Origin of the sequence: Streptomyces montanus, from assembly GCF_005786655.1 — a bacterium.
GTDB lineage: Bacteria > Actinomycetota > Actinomycetes > Streptomycetales > Streptomycetaceae > Streptomyces > Streptomyces sporangiiformans.
Genome location: NZ_VBZC01000039.1, coordinates 54,914 through 75,874 on the forward strand (window position 1 = coordinate 54,914; position 20,961 = coordinate 75,874).

A 20,961-nucleotide genomic window follows, 5' to 3' on the forward strand; every position below is an offset into this window, starting at 1 on the left:
AGATTTCGCGAACGATGGTCTCGTAATTCGGTCAGGTCTCGTGGCGATTTCGTATCTGTGACACAACACACAAGGATTTTGTTTCGTCCGGTATTTTACGGATAAATCGGTATTCTCTCACCGTGCACCGCGCGCCCGCCCGCGCCGCGCGATAACACACGAGCGACGCTTCCGTAACCCCATCCGACGATGCAATTTCAACTTTCCCTGGGTAAATTCAATCCGCATGACCGCCGCACAAGCAGACCTGCAAGCGGAATTCTTGGAAATGCCGGAGGGCCTGCGGCTCGACCGTCCGGAGGTGGCGGACGGCGCCGCGCTCTGGCGTATCGCCAAGGACTCCAGAACCCTCGACCTGAACTCCTCGTACAGCTATCTGCTGTGGTGCCGTGACTTCGCCGGCACCTCGGTGGTGGCGCGCGACACGGCGGGAGAAGCGGTCGGTTTCGTGACCGGGTACGTCCGGCCCGAGCAGCCGCACACCCTTCTCGTGTGGCAGGTGGCCGTCGACGCCGCGTACCGCGGGCGCGGACTCGCCGCCGCCCTGCTGGACGGACTCACGGCACAGGTCGTCAAGAACCATGCCCTCACCTCCGTCGAGACCACGATCACTCCGGGCAACACGGCCTCGGAGCGCCTGTTCACCTCGTACGCCGAACGTCACCGAGCCACCGTCGAGCGTGAAGTCCTCTTCGACACGGAGCACTTCCCCGACGGACCGCACGCGCCCGAGGTGCTGTACCGCATCGGACCGCTGTCCTTCCGAGCGAGCCGATCAACGGGGTGACCGAAAACCGATCGGCCGACTGAGCTGACCACCGACTGAGCCGATCGCCCAGACCGAGCGACCGACCCGACCGGACGGCGTTGTCCGGTTACCCCCCACCGCCTGACCAAACATCTCCCAGGAGGAGATTCGCTGTGACCATCACCCAGCCCGACCTGAGCGTCTTCGAGACCCTGGAGTCGGAGGTGCGCAGCTACTGCCGCGGATGGCCCACCGTCTTCGACCGCGCGCAGGGCAGCCGCATGTACGACGAGGACGGCCACGAGTACCTGGACTTCTTCGCCGGTGCCGGGTCACTCAACTACGGCCACAACAACGCCGTGCTCAAACGTGCCCTCATCGACTACCTGGAGCGCGACGGCGTCACGCACGGTCTCGACATGTCGACGACCGCGAAGCGCGCCTTCCTGGAGTCGTTCCAGAACCTGATCCTGCGCCCCCGAGACCTGCCCTACAAGGTCATGTTCCCCGGGCCGACGGGCACCAACGCCGTCGAGTCCGCGCTGAAACTGGCCCGCAAGGTGAAGGGCCGGGAGTCGATCGTGTCCTTCACGAACGCCTTCCACGGCATGTCGCTGGGCTCGCTCGCCGTCACCGGCAACGCCTTCAAACGTGCCGGCGCCGGCATCCCGCTCGTGCACGGCACGCCCATGCCGTTCGACCACTACCTTGACGGCAGGGTCCCCGACTTCATCTGGTTCGAGCGGCTGCTGGAGGACCAGGGTTCCGGCCTCAACAAGCCCGCCGCCGTGATCGTCGAGACCGTGCAGGGGGAGGGCGGCATCAACGTCGCGCGCGCCGAGTGGCTGCGTGCCCTCGCCGATCTGTGCGAGCGCCAGGACATGCTGCTGATCGTCGACGACATCCAGATGGGCTGCGGTCGTACCGGCGCGTTCTTCTCCTTCGAGGAGGCGGGCATCACGCCGGACATCGTGACCGTCTCGAAGTCCATCAGCGGCTACGGACTGCCCATGTCGCTGTGCCTGTTCAAGCCCGAGCTGGACATCTGGGAGCCGGGCGAGCACAACGGCACGTTCCGCGGCAACAACCCGGCGTTCGTCACGGCCGCCGCGGCGCTGGAGGCGTACTGGTCCGACGGGCCCGCCATGGAGAAGCAGACGAGGGCCCGCGGCGAGCAGGTCGACCAGGCGCTGAGGGCGATCCGCGAGGAGCACCCCGACGAAAGCAAGGAGTACCGCGGCCGCGGCCTGGTCTGGGGCATCGAGTTCCACGACAAGGACCGCGCGGGCCGCGTGGCCCAGCGGGCCTTCGAACTCGGTCTGCTCATCGAGACATCGGGCCCGGAGAGCGAGGTCGTGAAGCTTCTCCCGGCCCTCACCATCACTCCCGACGAGCTGGACGAGGGGTTGCGCACCCTCGCCCGAGCCGTACGAGAAACGACCTGACAGCAGGCCTGCAGAAGCAGGCCTGAACGCAGGAGAGAGAGGTACCGCAGCACCGTGATAGTCCGCTCGTTCAAGGACATCGAAGGCACCGACCGGCACGTCAAGTCCGAGTCGGGCACCTGGGAGAGCAAACGCATCGTCCTCGCCAAGGAGAAGGTCGGCTTCTCCCTGCACGAGACGACCCTGTACGCGGGTACGGAGACGTCCATGTGGTACGCGAACCACATAGAGGCCGTCGTCTGCGTCGAGGGCGAGGCCGAGCTCACCAACGACGAGACCGGGGAGAAGTTCACCATCACCCCCGGCACCATGTACCTCCTCGACGGGCACGAGAAGCACACGATGAAGATCAAGGAGGACTTCCGTTGCCTCTGTGTCTTCAATCCGCCGGTGACCGGACGGGAGGACCATGACGAGAACGGCGTATACCCCCTGCTGACCGAGGAGGTCTGATAACTCATGACCACGCTCACCGATCTCTATCCGAGCCGCGGCGCCGCCGAGGTGTCCGTACCGCGCCAGGACCCGGTGGTGTGGGGCGCGCCTGACGCGCCGGGCCCGGTCGCGCCGGCCGATCTCGAGTCGTACGAGCGCGACGGCTTCCTCGCCATCGAGCAGCTCATCGACGACGACGAAGTCGCCCTCTACCACTCCGAGCTGGAGCGCCTGGTGAGCGACCCGGCGATCCGGGCCGACGAGCGCTCGATCGTGGAGCCGAAGTCGCAGGAGATCCGTTCGGTCTTCGAGGTCCACAAGATCAGCGAGATCTTCGCCCGGCTCGTCCGCGACGAGCGCGTGGTCGGCCGGGCACGGCAGATCCTCGGCTCGGACGTGTACGTCCACCAGTCGCGGATCAACGTCAAGCCGGGCTTCGGTGCGAGCGGCTTCTACTGGCACTCGGACTTCGAGACCTGGCACGCCGAGGACGGTCTGCCGAACATGCGCACCGTGTCCGTCTCGATCGCGCTGACCGAGAACTACGACACCAACGGCGGTCTCATGATCATGCCGGGGTCGCACAAGACGTTCCTCGGCTGTGCGGGGGCCACGCCGAAGGACAACTACAAGAAGTCGCTGCAGATGCAGGACGCGGGCACGCCCTCGGACGAGGCGCTCACCAAGTTCGCGTCCCAGCACGGCATCAAGCTCTTCACGGGGCGGGCCGGATCGGCGACCTGGTTCGACTGCAACTGCATGCACGGTTCGGGGGACAACATCACCCCGTTCCCGAGGTCGAACGTGTTCATCGTGTTCAACAGCGTGGAGAACCTGGCCGTGGAGCCGTTCGCGGCGCCGGTACGCCGGCCCGAGTTCATCGGGGCCCGGGACTTCACCCCGGTGAAGTGACCGCACGCTTCACCCCGGTGAGGTGACCTGCGGATGATGGGGCGGCACCCTCGGTGAGGGTGCCGCCCCTCGTGCGGCCTACAGCCAGGACAGCGCCGCCGCCCGCTCCAGTACGTTCCGTACGGCGGCCTCGTCGCCCGACGTGCCCCTCGGGACCTCGTCGGGCGCGTACCGTCCGCCGACGAGCAGGCAGAAGTCGACAGCTTCCAGCACGAGTTCGGCCCGCACCGGTTCGTCCTCGGAGCCGAGCACCCACTGGGCGTCGTCGCGCTCGTCGCCCTCCTCGCCGGCCACCGTGAACAGCACCGGGGGAGCGGTCGTCCCCAGTGTCATACCGAGGATGCGAACGGCCAGGCGGACCAGCTGCCACAGATGAGGGCCGGGGGGCGGCGGCACGGCGAGGCCGAGCGCACGGCCGATGTCGTCCGTGTGGATCCACGTCTCGAAGGCCCGCACGAGGAAGTGGTCGGCGACGGGAAGCCGGATCCCCATCAGCGTCAGGGCGTGCGCGGCGCGTTCGGGATCCAGGGCCTCGGGCGTCGCCAGCAGCGCGTCGGCCTGCGCCGCCCACGCGGCCACCGTCTCCTCGGGGGTGCGCCGCCGCTCGTACGCGATGACGTCGGCGGTCCGTACGTTCCAGGCCACCTCCCACGGGGTGTCCTCGGCCGCGGGCGTCACCGGTTCCCGCCGGTCGAGACCGAGGCTGCGGGCGAACGGTTCGTCGGCGGCGATCAGATGACCGACCGTGGCGTGGACGTCCCAGTCGTGCACGACGGGGGTGCCCCATGACGGCTCGCTGCCCGCCAACTCCCGCAGCAGCGCCTGGAGTCCGGCGACGGCGCCGGCGTAGGGCGCGGCATGCGAGGCGACACGCGGCGCGGCGGGCCGGGAGCGCAGGGCGAGGGCGAGAAGACCTTCCGGTTCTCCGGGGCTCGAGCCACCCCGCTCGGCACAGCCGTTGATCATGGCTGTTCCCCGCGGCCCGCCCAGCAGCCGTGCCGTCTCCCGCAGCCGCTCCGCCTCCGCCGCGCAGCTCTCACACTCGCCGAGGTGCAGCGGAACCGCCTTCTCCTCCTGCGGGGGCAACGCCCCGAAGGCCCAGGCTCCCAGCAGTGCCCGCACCCCGTCGTGGTCAGTGGTCACCGCGCACCTCCCTTCCCCGTTTCCCTGCCGCATCCATCATGCGCCCCTCTCCCATGCCGGATCCGGTGGCTCCGCCAAGGACTCCGCGAGCTTGCGCAGGGCAGAGCGCAGTCTGGTCTTGGCGGTGCCTTCGGGAATGCCGAGTTCGACGGCGGCCTGGCGGTAGGTGCGGCCCGCGAAATACGCGAGGTGCACCACCTCCCGCTGGGTCTGCGGGAGTTCGGCGAGCGCGGTGTGCAGGAGGAGGGAGCGTTCCCGGTCGACGACCGCCTCGTCCGGGCCGGGCCCCGCGTCGGGGATCGCCTGCAGCGCCGAGTCGTCGGCGTGGGCCGCCTTGCGATGCCGGGCCTCACTGCGCACCCAGTCCACGGCCCGCCGGTGCGCCAGTACGGACAGCCAGGTGCGCAGCGAGCCACGGCGCGCGTCGAACCCGTACGGCCTGCTCCACAGCTGGGCGAAGACCTCCTGCGCCACGTCCTCGGCGGCGGCCGGGCTGTGCGTGACGCGGACGGCCACCGCCCGGACGAGTCCGCCGTACGCGGCGTACGCCTCGCTCAGCGCGGACTCGTCCCCGTACACCAGCCGCCGCCGCAACTCCGCGTCGGCCGGCGGCCCTTCGTACTCGTGGAGGGTCTGCTCCACCGGCACCACCACCTCGTGGTGCCTTCCTAGCGCCCCCGCCCGGTCCCGCGCCAGGGGTCAGCCGGACAGGACGTCGAGGAGGCGGTCCACGTCCGCGGGCGTGTTGTACAAGTGGAAGGCGGCCCTCAAGTTGCCCGCGCGGTCGGACACTTCGAGCCCCGCACGGCTCAGCTCGCGTTGCCGGTGACCGAGTCCGGGCACGGACACGATGGCCGAGCCCGGCGCGGGCACCGGCGCCACGCCGAGGGAGGCTAGTCCCGCGCGGAAGCGGTCGGCGAGCGCGAGGTCATGGGCCCGTACGGCCTCGATGCCGATCTCCTCGACCAGGGCGAGGGAGTGCCGGGCGCCCGCGTAGGAGAAGAGGCTCGGGGCCTCGTCGTACCGCCGCGCGGAGTGGGCGAGCTCCTCGACCGGGCCGTAGCAGGCATCCCAGGGGCGTTCGCCCGCGACCCAGCCCGCGAAGAGCGGGGTGAGACCGCCGAGGTCCTCCGGGACGACGAGGAAGGCTACGCCGCGTGGGGAGACGAGCCACTTGTAGCCGACGGATGTCGTGTAGTCGTACGCGTCGGCCTCGAACGGCAGCCAGCCGGCGGCCTGGGACGCGTCGATGTACGTACGGGCGCCGTGGGCCCGCGCGGCCTCGCGGATCGCGGGCAGGTCGGCGATCCGGCCGTCGGCGGACTGTGTGGCGCTGACCGCGACGAGCGCCGTGCCCGGCCGCACCGACTCGGCGAGGCTCTCCAGCGGGACGGTGCGCACCTTGAGGTCCTCGCGGACGTGGAACGGGTTCACCGTGGAGCTGAAGTCGCCCTCGGCGGTGACGACCTCGGCGCCCTCCGGCAGCGACGCCGCGATCAGACCCGTGTAGACGGCGACCGAGGCCCCGGCCGCGACGCGGTGCGCCGGAACGCCGATCAGCCGTGCGAAGGAGGCCCGGGCCGCCTCCATGTCAGCGAACATGTCGGAGGGCTGTCCGTCGGCCACGGACTGGACGGCGCTGCGCATGGCGTCGACCGCGCGTACCGGGAGGAGCCCGGTGCTCGCGGTGTTCAGGTAGACGGTCTTCGGGGCGAACTCGGCACGGACGAGAGTCTCCAGAGTCTCCATGGATCCACTCTGCTGCCCCATGAAGTCCAAGTCCATTGCGATTTTTTGCGTGGATCCCCTTAGGAACCCTTATGCATGGCCGCCGACCTGCGCCGATGCACGCCGTCCGCCTCGCATCAGTGCCGCGGCACCGCGCACCCGTCGGGGCCACAGGCCTCGGCGTCGTCCGTGCCGTCCTGCTGGATCAGCTTGAGCGGCGAGTGGCTGCCCCACGCCTGCTCCAGTGCCTGCGCGAAGACCTCGGCGGGCTGGGCGCCGGAGACGCCGTACTTACGGTCGAGGACGAAGAACGGCACGCCGTTCGCGCCCAGCTCGGCCGCCTCCCGTTCGTCGGCGCGCACCTCGTCGGCGTACGCGGCCGGATCGGCGAGCACCTCACGCGCCGCGTCCGCGTCGAGCCCGGCGGCGACGGCCAGCTCGATCAGATACGCGTCGGCGTCCACGAAGACGGACCGTTCCTCGGCGAAGTTCGCCCGGTACAGGACCTGGATCAGCTCGTCCTGCCTGCCCTGCTCCTTGGCGAAGTGGAGGAGGCGGTGCATGTCGAAGGTACTGCCGTGGTCGCGGCCCTCGGTGCGGTACTCCAGTCCCTCGGCGGCGGCCTGCGCGCCCAGGTTCTGCTCACCGGCCCGCGCCTGTGCCTCGCTCATCCCGTACTTCTTGGTCAGCATCTTCAGGACGGGCTCCGTCTCGCCCTTGGCCCGGTGCGGGTCGAGCTCGAAGGAACGGTGCACCACCTCGATCTCGTCGCGGTGCGGGAAGGCCCCGAGCGCCTTCTCGAAGCGGGCCTTGCCCACGTAGCACCAAGGGCAGGCGATATCGCTCCAGATCTCGACGCGCATGTCTTCGGCTCTCCAGGTCGTACGGGTACGCGGAGGCTCCCTCCGCTCGGTGTGTGAACATTCAACCGGCTGGCTTCATTCCCCGTGCACCGTGTAGCCCAGCGACAGGTGGTGCCCGCCCTCGACGGGCGGCCGCTCCGGATCGGGGAGCCAGCCCCGGCGCGCGTAGAAGGCTTGCGCGCGTTGGTTGTCGGCGTGCACCTCCAGGGTCGCGGTCCGCTTGCCGTCGGCCCGCCACTGCTCGACGCAGGCCGCGTGCAGCGCGGCGCCGATACCGGAGCGCCAGTGGCCGGGGTCGACGTGGAACTGGAACAGCTTGACCGAGTCGGCGGGGGCGCCTTCGGCGGTGCGGAAGGAGGCGACGGCCACCAGACGGGCCGCTCGTACCGCACACAGCACATGGGTGTCGGGGCGCTCGATGGCACCGCGCCAGACGGCGGGCCAGTCGGTGCCGTCGTCCGGCAGGCCGTTGGGGTAGTACGTGGCGCGGGCCCGCCCGTGCAGTTCGGCCACGTCCGCGGCTTCGGCGGTCAGGGCGGTCCTGATCACCAGGGCCTCGACGGTTCGGTGCGTTCTGATCATGCCGCGGAGGACGTGGCGGGAGCGGGTGCGGTTCCGAGCCGGCTTCGGTACCCGTGGCGCCCGAGCCGGCACGGGCGTCCTTGGTTCATGACCGCCGCCCGCCGAACTGCCAGTCGTGGACCTCGATGTCGACGCGATCAGCTCGTCACGGTCGCGCGGCACGGCGAGGTCGACGGCCTGCCCCGAGCCGAGGCCGATCACCAGGTACCGGTTGCCCGCGGTCGGTCCACCGGAGGAAATCCCACATGGTGCGCCCCAGCGTGTTGCGCCACCGGCGCAGCAGCACGTCCCGGTACACGCCGGCCTGGTAGGGCCTGTCCGGCGGATCATGCCGACTCCAGCTGACGGCGCGCAATAAGCACGGGTGAGCGGGGTCTGGTGCGTGCAGCTGCAAGGCGGAGGAAGGAGTCGACGCGGAGCGTCGGCGACTGACGACAACGCCGCAGATGTGCGTGCCAGACCCCGCAGCCCCGGCATGATCCGCCGGACAGGCCCTAGTTGGGCTCGTCGAAGGCGAACGCGCGGGCGGCGGCGGGATCGGGCAGGACGACGATGTGCACGCTGCCGGTGGGCGTCTCGCCGTCGGCGGCGAAGGTCGGGCCGCGGGCGATCATCTCCTTCGCGGCAGGGTCTGGGTGACGCGCCACAGGCGACGGGGCAGGTCACCCTCCTCGAAGGGGAAGACCTCGTCCAGCCGCCACCCGTCGGCCAGGGCATCGACCAGGTCGCGGGGGAAGAAGTGCACGGCGAAGCCTCCGTGCTCGTAGATGTCGTCGCCATGAGCGACGCCGGCGCCACAGTGGGCGTCGCCGGTGTGCCGCACGGTGTAGACGAACACTCCGCCCGGCCGCAGGACGCGGCGCACCTCATCGACGAGAGCGTGGATCTCCGAAGTCGACAGCGCCATGCACAGCAGCATGTGCGCGAAGACCGCGTCCACCGAGGCGTCCGGCAGCGGCAGCGGGTCTCGGACGTCGTGCACCACGGTGGTGACCCGCTCGGTGACGTCCTGGGCCCGGGCGGCGGCCCGCAGCTGATCAAGGCCAGTGGCGCTGAAGTCGGTGGCCCGCACCGTGAAGCCTTCACGGGCGAAGAAGAGGGCATCGCGGCCGTGGCCGGAGCCGAGCTCCAGTACGTCGTTCACCGCGGCGGCGCGGAACACGCCGGCGGCGTGGACAGCGGGCGCGGACGGCTGCTCGCCGTACATCCCCGGATGCGCGGTGTACGTCTCCTGCCAGTGCAAGCGCTGGACCTCGCCCAGCTCCTTGCCCAGCTCCTTCTCGTCCGCCACAACTCCGCCTCCCCGGCCAGCGTAGACGCCGGATGACGACAGACCGCCGACGCCGGATGACGGCTGACCGCCGACGCCGGATGACGGCTGACCGCCGAGCACAGCACTGGCCGACCGAAGCAGGCGAAAACCCCTCAGGCCGCGGCCCACACCTCCGTCACCGCCCCGCGCCCGGCCTCGAGATCCACCGCCCGTCCCGACTCGGCCAGCGCCGCGCCCAACGCGGCGACACAAGCGTGCACAGCCCCCCGCGTCGCATCGGGCCCATAGTGATTGACCCGGACCATCTCCCCGGCCAGGGCACCCCCACCCGCGACCACCGGAAGCACCGGATCGGCAGCCAGCGCACGGGCCACCAACTCCGCCGCGTCGACCCCGGCAGGAGTACGCAACGTCGTGGCCACCGGCGCCGCCTCGCGGGCCTCGTACACATACGGCTCAAGGCCCCCGCCCAGCGCCACCACCCCGGCACGGGTGGCCGCCGCGGCCGTCGCGTGGCGGGCCATCACCGCCGCCAACCCCTCCGCCTCGATGCGCTCGACACAGGCCTCGAGCGCGAGCATCTCCAACTGCGCCGGGGCGTGCAGCAGCGCCGTGCGACCGCCGTCGATCCACCGCTCCTTCCAGTCCAGAAGGGAGAGATACGAACGCCGAGGCGCCCGCGGGTTCGCCGCCATCCGCGCCCACACCCGCGAACTCACCGACACCGCCGAGACGCCCGCGGGCCCGCCCATCGCCTTCTGCGCCCCTATCACACACAGATCCACACCCCACGCGTCCGGCAGCAACGGCTCGGCCCCCACCGAGGCCACGGCATCGAGCATGAAGAGGGCACCGTGTTCCCGTACGACCGCACCGATCTCCGCCACGGGATTGGTGTTGCCGGTCGCCGCCTCCGCATGGACCAGCGAGACGAAGTCGATCTCGGGGTGCTCGGCGAACGCCTCCCGCACCTGCGCGGCCGTGACCGCCGTATGGAACGGCACGGCCAGATCGATCACGGTCGCCCCGCAGTCCCGCAGCCAGTTCCCGAACGTCTGCCCGTACGGACCGGTGATCACGTTCAGCGCGGTCGTCCCGGACCCCGCGGCGCCCCTGATGCAGCCTTCCAGGGGAAGCAACGCCTCGCCCTGCGTGATCACGACGTCCTGCTCGGTGGAGAGCAGCCGTGCCACGCGGTCCTCGATCGCCGCGAAGCGCGCGGCGCTCAGCGGCGCCAGGTCCAGGAAGGGATGGGTCATGGTGCGGTGCTCTCTTCGCTCTGGGTTTCGGTTCGTCAGGTGCGCGCATCAGGCGCTTCCAGTACGCGAGTTCGAGCGTATCCGGCGGCAAATCCGACGTGCGGCGCGGGCGATGTGCTGCCTCCCGTGCCGAAAAATCTCAGGCCGGACGGCCGGCCGACCATGGGAATGATTTGAGGGGGGTAAAGCCTTCCTTATAATCGGACGGCAAAATTCCTCAACAGGTCCCCTCAGGAGGTCCTCCTTGTACACGGCCCTCGGACGCCGAACCCGCATACTGGCCGCCACCACCGCGACGGCCGGGGTGGTGCTCGTGGCCGGATGTACCTCCTCGGACGACGGTGGAGGTGCGACCGTCAAGGGGGTGAAGCTAGTCAAGGCGGGCCGGCTCACCACCTGCACGCACCTGCCGTACCCGCCCTTCCAGTCGGAGATCGACGGCAAGGTGCAGGGCTTCGACGTGGCGCTCGTCGATCTGGTCGCCAAGGACCTGGGCGTGAAGCAGGACATCCTCGACACGCCTTTCGAGAACTTCAAGACCGGCGCGTTCCTCAACTCCGGTGAGTGCGACCTCGCCGCGGCCGGCATGACGATCACCGAGGAGCGCAAGAAGAACGTCGACTTCTCCGACCCGTACTTCGACGCCACCCAGGCCGTCCTGGTCGACAAGAAGAGCGGCATCGACTCGTTCGCCGCCCTGAAGGGCAAGAAGCTCGGCGCCCAGGCGCAGACCACCGGTGAGGAGTACGCGAAGAGCAAGGGGTTGAACCCGGTCTCCTTCGAGAGCTCCGACGCGGTCCTCAACGGCCTGCGTACCGGCCAGGTCAAGGCCGTCATCATCGACTACCCGGTCGTCCAGGGGTGGTTGAAGGACAAGGCCAACGCCGGCGCCTTCGAGATCGTCGACAACCTCAGCACCGGTGAGCAGTACGGGTTCTCGGTGAAGAAGGGCAACACCGAACTCGCCAACGCCCTCAACAAGGCGCTCAAGGACGCGAAGGCCGACGGCACGTACAAGAAGCTGTACGAGAAGTGGATCGGCCCGTACGACCCGAGCAAGTCCTCCGGCTCATGAGCGGCCAGGCAGAGGCAGACACCCAAGTCCGCGTCCAGCCCCGCAAGTCAGGTCTGACCAGGCGCCAGAAGCGTGCCGTGTCGCGCGGCGTTCAGTACGTGGTGTTCGTCGCCGCCCTGGTCGCCATCGGCGCGAGCGCCGACTGGGGCCAGTTGCAGAACCAGTTCGCCCAAGCCGACCTGGCCAAGCAGCTGTTCCCGGACATCATCACGCTGGCGCTGCGCAACACCGTGCTCTACACGTTGTCCGGCTTCGCCTTCGGCCTCGTGCTCGGCGTGGTCATCGCCCTGATGCGGCTGTCGTCCGTGGGTCCGTACCGCTGGCTCGCCGGCGTCTACATCGAGATCTTCCGCGGCCTGCCCGCCCTGCTGATCTTCGTATTCGTGGGCGTCGGCGTACCGCTGGCGTTCCCGGGCACGGAGATCATCGGCGGAACGTACGGCAAGGTGGCCCTGGCCCTCGGCCTGGTCGCCGCCGCGTACATGGCCGAGACGATCCGGGCGGGCATCCAGGCGGTGCCCAAGGGACAGATGGAGGCGGCCCGTTCGCTGGGCTTCTCGCACGCCCGGGCCATGGTCTCGATCATCATCCCGCAGGCGTTCCGGATCGTGATCCCGCCGCTCACCAACGAGTTGGTGCTCCTCTTCAAGGACTCCTCGATGGTGCTGTTCCTCGGGGTCACGCTCGAAGAGCGCGAACTCGCCAAGTTCGGCCGCGACTTGGCCAGCCAGAGTGCCAACTCCACGCCGATCCTGGTCGCGGGCCTGTGCTATCTGCTGGTCACGGTCCCGCTCGGTTTCGTCGTACGCCGTCTTGAGGCGAAGGCCCAGGAGGCCACCAAGTGAGCACGGAAAGCACAGAAAGCCCGGGAAACCCCTCGCCGAACCCGCCGAACCCGTCGAACCCGTCGGACTCGTCGAACCCCGAGATCCAGGTCAGGGGCCTGCACAAGTCCTTCGGCGACAACGAGGTGCTGCGCGGCATCGACCTGGAGATCGGCCGCGGCGAAGTCGTGTGCGTCATCGGCCCGTCCGGCTCCGGCAAGTCCACGCTGCTGCGGTGCGTGAACCTCCTGGAGGAGCCCACCAAGGGCCAGGTCTTCGTCGGCGGCATCGAGGTCACCGACCCCGACGTGGACATCGACGCCGTACGCCGTCGCATCGGCATGGTGTTCCAGCAGTTCAACCTGTTCCCGCATCTGTCGGTGACCGAGAACCTCACGCTGCCGCAGCGCCGCGTACTCGGCCGCGACAAGGCGCAGGCGGCGCGCGTCGCCGCCGACAACCTCCGGCGCGTGGGACTCGCCGAGAAGGCGGACGCCTACCCGTCCGCGCTCTCCGGTGGCCAGCAGCAGCGCGTGGCGATCGCCCGCGCGCTCGCCATGGGCCCCGAGGTGATGCTCTTCGACGAGCCCACCTCGGCGCTCGACCCGGAGCTCGTCGGCGATGTACTGGCGGTCATGCGCATGCTCGCGAACGAGGGCATGACCATGATGGTCGTCACGCACGAGATGACCTTCGCGCGTGAGGTCGCCGACCGGGTCGTCTTCATGGACGACGGGGTGATCGTCGAGGCCGGCCCGCCCGGGCAGGTCATCGCCAACCCCGCCCACGAGCGCACCCGCCACTTCCTGTCCCGGCTCCTCGACCCGGCGATGGCCGACGTCGAGGACGACAATGGCCTGGAGGGTGACAAGGGCCTGAAGGACGACAAGGGCCTGTAGCGGCTGCACACTGCACGAAAAAGCGGCGACGAACTAGGGTGCGGTCCATGAGCGATCACACGGTGCTGCACGTGAAGGGGCGGGTGCTCGTCGGCCCCGACGACGCCCGCGACGAACTCTGGGTGGTCGGCGGCAGGATCTCGTACGAGCGCCCGGCCGGCGCCCGTGACGTCCGCACCGTCCAGGGCTGGGCTCTGCCCGGCCTCGTCGACGCGCACTGCCACGTCGGGCTCGACACCCATGGCCCGGTGGCGGACGACGTCTCCGAGAAGCAGGCGTTGACCGACCGCGAGGCCGGCACCCTCCTCATCCGGGACGCGGGCTCGCCCTCCGACACCCGCTGGATCGACGACCGCGACGACCTCCCGAAGATCATCCGCGCCGGCCGGCACATCGCCCGCACGCGCCGCTACATCCGGAACTTCGCGTGGGAGATCGAGCCGGACGATCTCGTCGCGTACGTCGCTCAGGAGGCCCGGCGCGGCGACGGCTGGGTGAAGCTGGTGGGCGACTGGATCGACCGCGGGACGGGAGACCTGAGCGCCTGCTGGCCGCGCGACGCGGTCGAGGCGGCGATCGCCGAGGCCCACCGTCTGGGCGCGCGCGTCACCGCGCACTGCTTCGCCGAGGACTCCCTGCGCGATCTGGTGGAGGCGGGCATCGACTGCGTCGAGCACGCCACCGGCCTGACCGAGGAGACCATCCCCCTCTTCGCCTCGCGCGGCGTCGCCATCGTCCCCACCCTCGTCAACATCGCCACGTTCCCGCTCCTCGCGGCCGGCGCCGAGGCCAAGTACCCGCGCTGGTCCGACCACATGCGACGGCTCCACGAGCGGCGGTACGACACCGTGCGCGCCGCGTACGACGCGGGGATCCCCGTGTACGTCGGCACCGACGCCGGCGGTTCGCTCGCGCACGGGCTGGTGGCGGGCGAGGTGGCCGAGCTGGTGACCGCGGGCATCCCGCCGGTCGAGGCACTGTCGGCCACGGCGTGGGGAGCGCGGGCCTGGCTGGGGCGGCCCGGCCTGGAGGAGGGGGCACCGGCCGACCTCGTCGTGTACGACGGGGATCCGCGGGCGGATGTGCGGGTGCTGGCCGATCCTCGGCGGATCGTGTTGAACGGGCGGGTGGTCGGCTAGGCCGACAGGTCTCAGGGTCTCAGGTCTCCGGGGAACCGGTCGCACACGTGGACTGCCGCCGCGGCTGACGAGGGCCCCTCCGTCAGCGCCCCACCACCGTCACGGCCTTGTCCAATGCCTGCAGGAACCGGTTCACCGTCACTCGGTCCCGTACCGCGAGGCGCAGCCACTCCTCGCCCAGCCCGGGGAACGTGTCACCGCGCCGCACCGCGAAGCCCAGGCTGCGCAGTTGGGCCCGTACGGCGGTGGCCCGGGGGAGGCGGACGAGGACGAAGGGACCTTCGGCGGGCTCGACGACGTGCAGTCCGTCGGGGGCGAACTCCTTGAGACCCGCGATGAGATGGGCCCGGTCGGCGGCTGTCCGGTGCGCCGCGTCGGATGCCTCGGCGAGGGCCGCGTCCCCCACACAGGCCTCCGCCGCCGCGAGGGCCGGCGTGGAGACCGGCCACAGGGGCTGGGCCCGAGTCAGCTCGGCGATCGTCTCGGGGGAGGCGAGCACGTACCCGATCCGCAGCCCCGCCAGCCCCCATGTCTTGGTGAGGCTGCGCAGTACCACCAGGCCGGGCACGTCCGTCCGCCCGGCGAGGGCCTCGCGCTCACCCGGCACCGCGTCCATGAACGCCTCGTCGACCACCAAGGTCCGCCCGGGTCGGGCGAGTTCGGCGATCGCGGCGGCCGGGTGGAGCACGGACGTCGGATTGGTCGGGTTGCCGATCACGACGAGGTCCGCGTCCTCGGGGACGGCCGTCGGATCGAGCCGGAAGCCGTCCTCCTCCCGCAGCAGCACACGGTCCACGGTGTGCCCGGCGTCCCGAAGCGCCGCCTCCGGCTCCGTGAACTGCGGGTGCACGACGACGGGCCGGCGAACCCTCAGGGCACGGGCGACCAGCACGAAGGCCTCCGCCGCGCCCGCGGTGAGGAGCACGCGCTCCGCGGGCAGTCCGTGCCGGGCGGCCACCGTCGCCCGCGCCTCCCGCCCGTCCGGGTAGGCCGCGAGACCGGTCAGCGACTCGGCGATCCGCTCGCGCAGCCAGGATGGAGGCGTGTCGGCGCGGACGTTCACCGCGAGGTCGACGAGCGCCGAGCCGTCGTCACGGACCTCGGCGTCCCCGTGGTGACGGAGGTCGTGATCGCCACCTTCAGTGCGCATGGGAGTGTTCATGATCGTGATGCCCGTGGTGGCCGTCATGGTGGTGACCGCCATGGTGGTCGTCGTCGTCCGGGTGGAAGTGCGGCTGCTGGGGGAGCCCCACCTTGTCCTCGAATCCGGGAAGCGCGACGCGGTAGACGCAGGAGTCGCAGTTCATCCGGAGATCGCCCGCCACGGCCTCCCGATAGCGCTCCATCACCAGGTCGAGCAGTTCCGGCTCCGGACCGATGACATCGGCCGACCGCACCTCGACCTCCGGGTGCGCGGCCGCCCAGCCCTCGGTCTGCATCTGTACCCGTTCCGGCAGGACGCCGGTGAACAGGAAGTACGGCAGTACCACGATCCGGCGGGCGCCCAGCCTCGCGCAGCGGTCCAGTCCCGACGGCACGTCGGGCGCCGCCAGCGACACGAACGCCGTCTCCACGCCCGCGTAACCGCGTCCCTCCCACAACAGCCGCGCCGCCTTGTGCACCTCGGCGTTGGCGTCGGGGTCGGTCGAACCGCGGCCGACGAGCAGGACGGTCACCTCGGCCCGGTCGAAGGGCGTGCGCGCCGTATCGCCGAGCGCCTCGTCGAGCCGCCGCTCGAGCACCGACAGCAGCGCTGGGTGCGGGCCGAGCGGACGGCCGTACGTGTACGAGATGCCCGGGTGCCGTTCCTTCTCGCGGGCCAGCGCAGCGGGAATGTCGCCCTTCGCGTGCCCGGCGGACACCAGCATCAGCGGAACGGCGGCGAACCGGCTCACGCCACGCTCGACCAGCTCGGTCACGGCGTCGCCGAGCGGGGGCGGGGACAGCTCGATGAAGCCGCCCGCGACGGGCAGTTCGGGGGCGCGGCGGCCCAACTCCCGTACGAAGTCGCGGAAGGCCTCGGCGCCCGCGTCGTCCCGGGTGCCGTGTCCGGCGATGAGCAGGGCGGGGGGCGGGGTGGTCACGATGTCTCCTCGGACTGGGATACAGGCTGGAATACGGACTGGGGCGCGGCGTGGTTCACGGGCTGATGCACGAGGGGATGCACGGGGTGGTACAGCAGGGCGTTGAGCGCGGCCGCGGCGACCGCCGAACCGCCCTTCTCGGACACGTTGCTGACGGCGGGCAGCCCGCTCTCGCGCAACGCGGCCTTGGACTCGGCGGCGCCGACGAAGCCGACGGGCATGCCGATGACGAGCGCCGGAGCGGCGTCCAGCGTCAGGAGTTCCTCCAGCGCGGTCGGAGCGCAGCCGATCACCCAGAGCGCGCCGGGCCCGACCTGCTCGTACGCGAGCCGGATCGCGTGTGCCGAACGGGTCAGCCCCGGCCCCGACGTGGCGTCCTTCAGCCGGCACACGGTCTCGCGCCGTGTGATCCCCGCCGCGACCATCTCCACGTCCACGACGACGGGCGCCCCGTCGTGCAGCGCGGCATGTGCCTTCTCCAACGCGTCCTCGTCGGTGACGAGGTCCTGCGCGTAGTCGAGATCGGCCGCCGAGTGGATCACCCGCTCGACGACCGCGCGCGTCAGCGGCGGGAAGCGCGAGGTGTCGAGCCGGGCGCGCAGCCGCCGAAAGGACTCCGCCTCGATGGGGTGCACGACACGGGTCTCGGGAAACACCTGGCTCACTTGGGCTCCTCCTGCCAACGGTAGCCGCGAGGCGTCACCATACGGCCCGCGATCTCACGGGTCGCCGTGTTGCCCACCGTCACGACCGTCATCATGTCGACCGTTGCCGGATCGAGTCCCACGAGGGTGGTGAGCCGGCTGGATTCGTCCGCGCGCGAGGCATTGCGTACGACACCCACGGGTGTCGTCGGCTCCCGGTGCTCGGCGAGGATCGCGAGCGCCTTGGGGAGCTGCCAGTCGCGGCCCCGGCTGCGGGGGTTGTAGAACGTCACCACGATGTCGGCCTCCGCGGCGGCCCGCACCCGCCGCTCGATGACCTCCCACGGTGTGTGCAGGTCGGACAGGCTGATCGACACATGGTCGTGGCCGAGCGGCGCGCCCAGGATCGCCCCGGCCGCGAGGGCGGCGGTCACCCCGGGCACCCCGACCACGTCGATATCGTCGGACGCCTCGGCGAGCGCGGGCGACGCCATCGCGTACACGCCCGCGTCACCGCTGCCGATCAGCGCCACGGCCCGGCCGAGCCGGGCCTCGGACACGGCGGTCCGGGCCCGCTCCTCCTCGGCGCCGAGCCCGGACTCCAGAACGCGGGTGCCGGGGCGGATCAGGTCGCGGATCTGGTCGACGTACTGGTCGAGCCCGACGAGCACGGAGGCCCGGCGCAGCTCGTCCTTCGCGCGCGGCGTCAGCAGATCCCGCGCGCCGGGACCGAGTCCGACGACGGCGAGCCGGCCGCGGCACGGACGCCGTACGACGGCACAGGTCGCCATCGCGGGCTGCCCGGCCTGGCCGGCGGATTTCCGCTTGGGGACGAGGAGTTCGCCCCCGCGTACGAGCGCGGCGGCCTCCGCCACGGAGGGCGTGCCGACGGCTGCCAGCGGCGCCTGGGACGGGTTGGGCACGTCCACGGCGGCCAACTCCTCGGCGGAGTACGTCACCAGAGGCACCCCGAGGCGGGCGGCCGCCTCGACGATGCCGGGCTCGCCGGCCTTGGCGTGCACGGTGGCGAGCTCGGCGACGGACCGGGCGGAGAGTCCGGCGTCGCGCAGGGCGCCCTCCACGAGCCCGAGCACCTCGTCGGCGGGCGCGCCACTGGAGGCGCCGACGCCGACGACGAGGGAGGGCGGGCGCAGAACGACTTCGTGCGCGGCGGGTTCGGCCAGCCGGTCCGTGAGCCGTATCGCGTACGGCCCGGAGGGCGCGACCGGGAGCGGCGGAAGCGGCCACGGCACCTCCGCCTCCAGAACAACGGGCTCCCCGTCCAGCAGGGCCCGCGACACCGCCGCCACATCTCCCTCGACGGGCAACCCGAGCGTGTCCAGTCCGGGCACTCCGACCGAGTCGGTCGCCGTCGTCACCACCGGCTCGGCGCCGAGCAACTCACCCACCGCACGGGCGAGTTCATTGGCCCCGCCGCCATGCCCCCCGACGAGCGAGACGGCGAACCGCCCGCCCTCGTCCACACACACGACCCCGGGATCGGAGGCCTTGTCCGCCAGCAAGGGCGCGACGAGCCGCACCACGGCCCCCGTGGCCAGGAAACACACGAGCTGCTCGCACTCCGCGAAGGCCCGCCGTACGGCGTCGCCCACGGGACCGTCGTACACACGGGTGCGATCCGGCCATGCCGCGGCCACCCGCTCGCGGGCCCGGGCACCCGCCGCCGTCGCGGAAATCAGGCCGATCACTGGGCAACTCCTTCGGTACGCGCCGGAGGCCGGACGCCCCACAGCAGGAAGACGGGATTGGTCGCCGCGAGCCGGGTGACATCCCCGGGCAGCGGCGCCAGCCGGGACGACTGCAGCAGTACGCCGTCACAGGCGAGCCCGGCACCGACGAGCGCGTCGCGCGCCGCCGGAACCCGGTCGAGCGCGGCCATCGCCACCACGACCGCCCGCCGCGCCCGGCGCGCGCAGTCCGTCACGATCACGGGCAGCTCCTGTCCGCCGCCGCCGATGAACACGGCGTCGGGATCGGGGAGACCGGACAGCACGGTGGGCGCGGCACCCTGCACGACGGTCATGTCCACGCCGTGCGCGGCCGCGTTGGCGCGCACGCGCTCCACACCGTCCCACGTCTTCTCGACGGCGGTCACGGCGGCCCCCAGCCGCGCGCACTCCACGGCGACCGAGCCCGAGCCCGCGCCGATGTCCCAGATGTGATCCCCGAGCCGCGGCCCGAGCCGGGCCAGCGCGAGAGCGCGTACCTCGAACTTGGTGATCATCGAATCCCGGTGGGCGAACTCGCTCTCGTCCAGGGCCCATTGAGCGGGTCCCGGCGCGCGCCCGGCAACCGTCCGTACCGGCGTGAGAACGCGCGACTCGTCCAGACACAGCACGACGCTCACCGCCGATCCCCAGTCGCGGGCGGCGGCCTCGGCGGGCGTGACCCGCTCGACGCACTCGCCCGAGGCCGAATCCGAACCCGAGCCCGCCGCCGAATCCGCCGCCGAGCCCAGTGCCGAAGCCACCACGAGAAGGCGCCCAGTCGATCGCAGGGCGGACCCCAGCTCGGCGGGCCCGGCGCCCGGGCCGGTCAGCACCGCCACCTTCGGGTGCGCCCGGCAGACGTTCACGGCGGTCCGCACATCACGCCCGTGCGCGCTCACCACCACCGCGTCGTCCCAGGCGAGCCCGAGCCGTGCGAAGGCGGCGGCCACGGACGACACCCCGGGGTGCACCTCAAGCCGGTCGCTCCCGAAACGCTCGGCGAGCGCCCGCACGATGCCGAAGAACCCGGGGTCGCCGGAGGCCAGCACGACCACCCGCCGCTGATCAGCCGGCTCCGGTGCGGGCTTCTGCTCGTGCTGGAGCTTCTCCAGGTGCTGCTCGATCGCGTCGAGGGCGGGCGCGAGCGGACCGAGGACGATCCGTTCCGCCGCGTCCGGCAGCCGCGCGGCCGCGAGATGCCGCCGCGCGCCCACGACGAGGCTCGCCTCGGCCAACGCGGCCTCGGCGTCCGGAGGCAGGGGCGCCCCGGTCCCCGTACCGACGACGGTGATCATGGTGTGGCACCCTGCGCACCCTGCGCACGCAGCGCCTTACGGGCCTGAGGGTCCGCCTTGCGGAAGCCGTGGAAGTGGCCGGGGTGGTAGAGGTGCGAGCGTGTGCCGTGCGCGTCGAGGGCCGGGCCGACCAGAAACAGCGTGTGCTTCCACAGCTTGTGTTCCTTGACGGTCTCCTCCAGCGTCCCGATCGTGCACTTCACGATCAGCTCCTCCGGCCAGGTCGCCTGGTACGCGATCACGACGGGCGTCGACGTCGGATAGCCGCCCTCCAGCAACTCGCGTACGAGCTGACCGCTGCGGGCGGCGGACAGGAACAGCGCCATGGTCGTACCGTGCCGTGCGAACTCGCGCACTTCCTCGCCCGGCGGCATCGGCGTCTTGCCGCCGCCGAGCCGGGTGAGGATCACGGACTGCGCGACCTCCGGGATGGTCAGCTCGCGCTGGGCGAGCGCGGCGACGGCGGAGAACGAGGAGACACCGGGGATGATCTCGGTCTCGACCCCGATGTCCGCACACCGGTCGAGCTGCTCCTGCGTACCGCCCCACAGGGCGGGGTCGCCGGAGTGGATACGAGCCACCTTCAGCCCGTCACCGGCCGCCCGCTCGTACACGGCGACGACGTCCTCGAGGGACATGGTCGCCGAGTCGAGGATCTCCGCGCCGTCGCGCGCATGCTCCAGGACCTCCGCCTGCACCAGGCTGGCGGCCCAGATGACGACGTCGGCCTCGGCGATGGCGCGCGCGGCACGGAACGTCAGCAGATCGGCGGCGCCGGGCCCGGCCCCGACGAAGGTCACCTTGCCGGTGGGGGCATCGGCCATGGGATGGGGTCCTCTCCTACAAGTCCTGCGAGTGCTACGTGTCCTGCGAGTGGTACTCG

The 20,961-nt window shown here is 71.0% G+C and carries 21 protein-coding genes and 2 pseudogenes; 8 read left to right on the plus strand and 15 right to left on the minus strand.

The window, feature by feature from the left end; all coding sequences use genetic code 11:
• Positions 1 to 226 precede the first annotated feature (226 nt).
• The 4 genes from ectA to thpD all read left to right on the plus strand — a co-directional run bounded on the left by ectA (position 227) and on the right by thpD (position 3,540).
• A complete protein-coding gene (gene ectA / locus FE633_RS30215) occupies positions 227 to 787 on the plus strand; it encodes a diaminobutyrate acetyltransferase (RefSeq protein WP_138048352.1) in 561 nt (186 codons plus the stop codon).
• Positions 788 to 921: 134 nt separating this feature from the next.
• Entirely contained in the window at positions 922 to 2,193 is a 1,272-nt protein-coding gene (gene ectB / locus FE633_RS30220; RefSeq protein ID WP_138048353.1) for a diaminobutyrate--2-oxoglutarate transaminase, read from the plus strand.
• Positions 2,194 to 2,247: 54 nt separating this feature from the next.
• On the plus strand, positions 2,248 to 2,646 hold the full coding sequence (locus tag FE633_RS30225; protein WP_119102440.1) for an ectoine synthase: 399 nt from the start codon (positions 2,248 to 2,250) through the stop codon (positions 2,644 to 2,646).
• Positions 2,647 to 2,652: 6 nt separating this feature from the next.
• On the plus strand, positions 2,653 to 3,540 hold the full coding sequence (gene thpD, locus FE633_RS30230; RefSeq protein WP_138048354.1) for an ectoine hydroxylase: 888 nt from the start codon (positions 2,653 to 2,655) through the stop codon (positions 3,538 to 3,540).
• Between the two features lie 78 nt (positions 3,541 to 3,618).
• Here thpD and FE633_RS30235 read toward each other — a convergent pair whose 3' ends face one another.
• The 9 genes and pseudogenes from FE633_RS30235 to FE633_RS30280 form a co-directional block, all read right to left on the minus strand.
• Positions 3,619 to 4,683, minus strand: a complete 1,065-nt coding sequence (locus tag FE633_RS30235) for a maleylpyruvate isomerase family mycothiol-dependent enzyme (protein ID WP_138048355.1) — start codon at positions 4,681 to 4,683, stop codon at positions 3,619 to 3,621.
• Between the two features lie 36 nt (positions 4,684 to 4,719).
• Entirely contained in the window at positions 4,720 to 5,337 is a 618-nt protein-coding gene (locus FE633_RS30240) for an RNA polymerase sigma factor (RefSeq protein WP_138048356.1), read from the minus strand.
• A 45-nt stretch (positions 5,338 to 5,382) separates the two neighbouring features.
• Positions 5,383 to 6,432: an aminotransferase class V-fold PLP-dependent enzyme gene (locus tag FE633_RS30245; RefSeq protein WP_138048357.1), complete on the minus strand. Its 1,050-nt coding sequence runs from the start codon at positions 6,430 to 6,432 to the stop codon at positions 5,383 to 5,385.
• A gap of 116 nt (positions 6,433 to 6,548) precedes the next feature.
• Positions 6,549 to 7,274, minus strand: a complete 726-nt coding sequence (locus FE633_RS30250) for a DsbA family oxidoreductase (protein ID WP_138048358.1) — start codon at positions 7,272 to 7,274, stop codon at positions 6,549 to 6,551.
• A 75-nt stretch (positions 7,275 to 7,349) separates the two neighbouring features.
• Positions 7,350 to 7,856: a GNAT family N-acetyltransferase gene (locus FE633_RS30255; protein WP_138048359.1), complete on the minus strand. Its 507-nt coding sequence runs from the start codon at positions 7,854 to 7,856 to the stop codon at positions 7,350 to 7,352.
• A gap of 85 nt (positions 7,857 to 7,941) precedes the next feature.
• Positions 7,942 to 8,166: pseudogene (locus FE633_RS48755) on the minus strand (YciI family protein); the annotation flags it as partial.
• Between the two features lie 187 nt (positions 8,167 to 8,353).
• Positions 8,354 to 8,488: pseudogene (locus FE633_RS30270) on the minus strand (YciI family protein); the annotation flags it as partial.
• On the minus strand, positions 8,467 to 9,147 hold the full coding sequence (locus FE633_RS30275) for a class I SAM-dependent methyltransferase (protein ID WP_212747298.1): 681 nt from the start codon (positions 9,145 to 9,147) through the stop codon (positions 8,467 to 8,469). The pseudogene FE633_RS30270 and the gene FE633_RS30275, both read right to left, overlap by 22 nt.
• A gap of 134 nt (positions 9,148 to 9,281) precedes the next feature.
• On the minus strand, positions 9,282 to 10,388 hold the full coding sequence (locus FE633_RS30280) for a pyridoxal-phosphate-dependent aminotransferase family protein (RefSeq protein ID WP_138048360.1): 1,107 nt from the start codon (positions 10,386 to 10,388) through the stop codon (positions 9,282 to 9,284).
• A gap of 244 nt (positions 10,389 to 10,632) precedes the next feature.
• Between FE633_RS30280 and FE633_RS30285 the strand changes: the two genes are divergently transcribed.
• From FE633_RS30285 to FE633_RS30300, 4 genes are all read left to right on the plus strand, one after another.
• A complete protein-coding gene (locus FE633_RS30285; RefSeq protein ID WP_138048361.1) occupies positions 10,633 to 11,463 on the plus strand; it encodes a transporter substrate-binding domain-containing protein in 831 nt (276 codons plus the stop codon).
• Positions 11,460 to 12,308 (plus strand): amino acid ABC transporter permease, encoded by an 849-nt coding sequence (locus FE633_RS30290; RefSeq protein WP_138048362.1) that lies wholly within the window; start codon positions 11,460 to 11,462, stop codon positions 12,306 to 12,308. The genes FE633_RS30285 and FE633_RS30290 overlap by 4 nt, the downstream gene beginning before the upstream one ends.
• An 83-nt stretch (positions 12,309 to 12,391) precedes the next feature.
• The gene (locus FE633_RS30295) at positions 12,392 to 13,186 is read left to right on the plus strand and encodes an amino acid ABC transporter ATP-binding protein (protein WP_138048384.1); all 795 of its coding nucleotides are present in this window, start codon (positions 12,392 to 12,394) and stop codon (positions 13,184 to 13,186) included.
• A 47-nt stretch (positions 13,187 to 13,233) separates the two neighbouring features.
• A complete protein-coding gene (locus FE633_RS30300) occupies positions 13,234 to 14,325 on the plus strand; it encodes an amidohydrolase family protein (RefSeq protein ID WP_138048363.1) in 1,092 nt (363 codons plus the stop codon).
• An 82-nt stretch (positions 14,326 to 14,407) separates the two neighbouring features.
• Here the strand turns inward: FE633_RS30300 and cobC are convergent, their stop codons facing one another.
• From cobC to cobM, 6 genes are read right to left on the minus strand one after another with little or no spacing between them, the layout of a single operon-like run.
• Complete coding sequence (gene cobC, locus FE633_RS30305) at positions 14,408 to 15,487, minus strand: Rv2231c family histidinol phosphate aminotransferase CobC (RefSeq protein ID WP_138048385.1); 1,080 nt, start codon at positions 15,485 to 15,487, stop codon at positions 14,408 to 14,410.
• Positions 15,465 to 16,409 carry a sirohydrochlorin chelatase gene (locus tag FE633_RS30310; RefSeq protein WP_138048364.1) on the minus strand — a complete coding sequence of 315 codons (945 nt, stop codon included), beginning with the start codon at positions 16,407 to 16,409 and terminating at the stop codon, positions 15,465 to 15,467. The genes cobC and FE633_RS30310 overlap by 23 nt, the downstream gene beginning before the upstream one ends.
• Positions 16,406 to 17,065 carry a precorrin-8X methylmutase gene (locus FE633_RS30315; protein ID WP_425473246.1) on the minus strand — a complete coding sequence of 220 codons (660 nt, stop codon included), beginning with the start codon at positions 17,063 to 17,065 and terminating at the stop codon, positions 16,406 to 16,408. Before FE633_RS30315 ends, FE633_RS30310 begins: the two co-directional genes overlap by 4 nt.
• A 5-nt stretch (positions 17,066 to 17,070) precedes the next feature.
• Positions 17,071 to 18,762, minus strand: coding sequence for a precorrin-3B C(17)-methyltransferase (cobJ, locus tag FE633_RS30320; protein ID WP_138048365.1), 1,692 nt, complete (start codon positions 18,760 to 18,762; stop codon positions 17,071 to 17,073).
• On the minus strand, positions 18,759 to 20,078 hold the full coding sequence (gene cbiE, locus FE633_RS30325; RefSeq protein WP_138048366.1) for a precorrin-6y C5,15-methyltransferase (decarboxylating) subunit CbiE: 1,320 nt from the start codon (positions 20,076 to 20,078) through the stop codon (positions 18,759 to 18,761). The genes cobJ and cbiE overlap by 4 nt, the downstream gene beginning before the upstream one ends.
• Positions 20,075 to 20,902 (minus strand): precorrin-4 C(11)-methyltransferase, encoded by an 828-nt coding sequence (gene cobM / locus FE633_RS30330; protein WP_138048367.1) that lies wholly within the window; start codon positions 20,900 to 20,902, stop codon positions 20,075 to 20,077. Before cobM ends, cbiE begins: the two co-directional genes overlap by 4 nt.
• Positions 20,903 to 20,961 lie beyond the last annotated feature (59 nt).

Excerpts from the sequence above, each read along its gene's own strand:
- ectA (WP_138048352.1), top strand. The coding sequence starts at position 227 with ATGACCGCCGCACAAGCAGACCTGCAAGCGGAATTCTTGGAAATGCCG.
- thpD (WP_138048354.1), top strand. The coding sequence starts at position 2,653 with ATGACCACGCTCACCGATCTCTATCCGAGCCGCGGCGCCGCCGAGGTG.
- FE633_RS30245 (WP_138048357.1), bottom strand. The coding sequence starts at position 6,432 with ATGGAGACTCTGGAGACTCTCGTCCGTGCCGAGTTCGCCCCGAAGACC.
- FE633_RS30250 (WP_138048358.1), bottom strand. The coding sequence starts at position 7,274 with ATGCGCGTCGAGATCTGGAGCGATATCGCCTGCCCTTGGTGCTACGTG.
- FE633_RS30255 (WP_138048359.1), bottom strand. The coding sequence starts at position 7,856 with ATGATCAGAACGCACCGAACCGTCGAGGCCCTGGTGATCAGGACCGCC.
- FE633_RS30280 (WP_138048360.1), bottom strand. The coding sequence starts at position 10,388 with ATGACCCATCCCTTCCTGGACCTGGCGCCGCTGAGCGCCGCGCGCTTC.
- FE633_RS30290 (WP_138048362.1), top strand. The coding sequence starts at position 11,460 with ATGAGCGGCCAGGCAGAGGCAGACACCCAAGTCCGCGTCCAGCCCCGC.
- FE633_RS30300 (WP_138048363.1), top strand. The coding sequence starts at position 13,234 with ATGAGCGATCACACGGTGCTGCACGTGAAGGGGCGGGTGCTCGTCGGC.
- cobC (WP_138048385.1), bottom strand. The coding sequence starts at position 15,487 with ATGAACACTCCCATGCGCACTGAAGGTGGCGATCACGACCTCCGTCAC.
- cbiE (WP_138048366.1), bottom strand. The coding sequence starts at position 20,078 with ATGATCACCGTCGTCGGTACGGGGACCGGGGCGCCCCTGCCTCCGGAC.
- cobM (WP_138048367.1), bottom strand. The coding sequence starts at position 20,902 with ATGGCCGATGCCCCCACCGGCAAGGTGACCTTCGTCGGGGCCGGGCCC.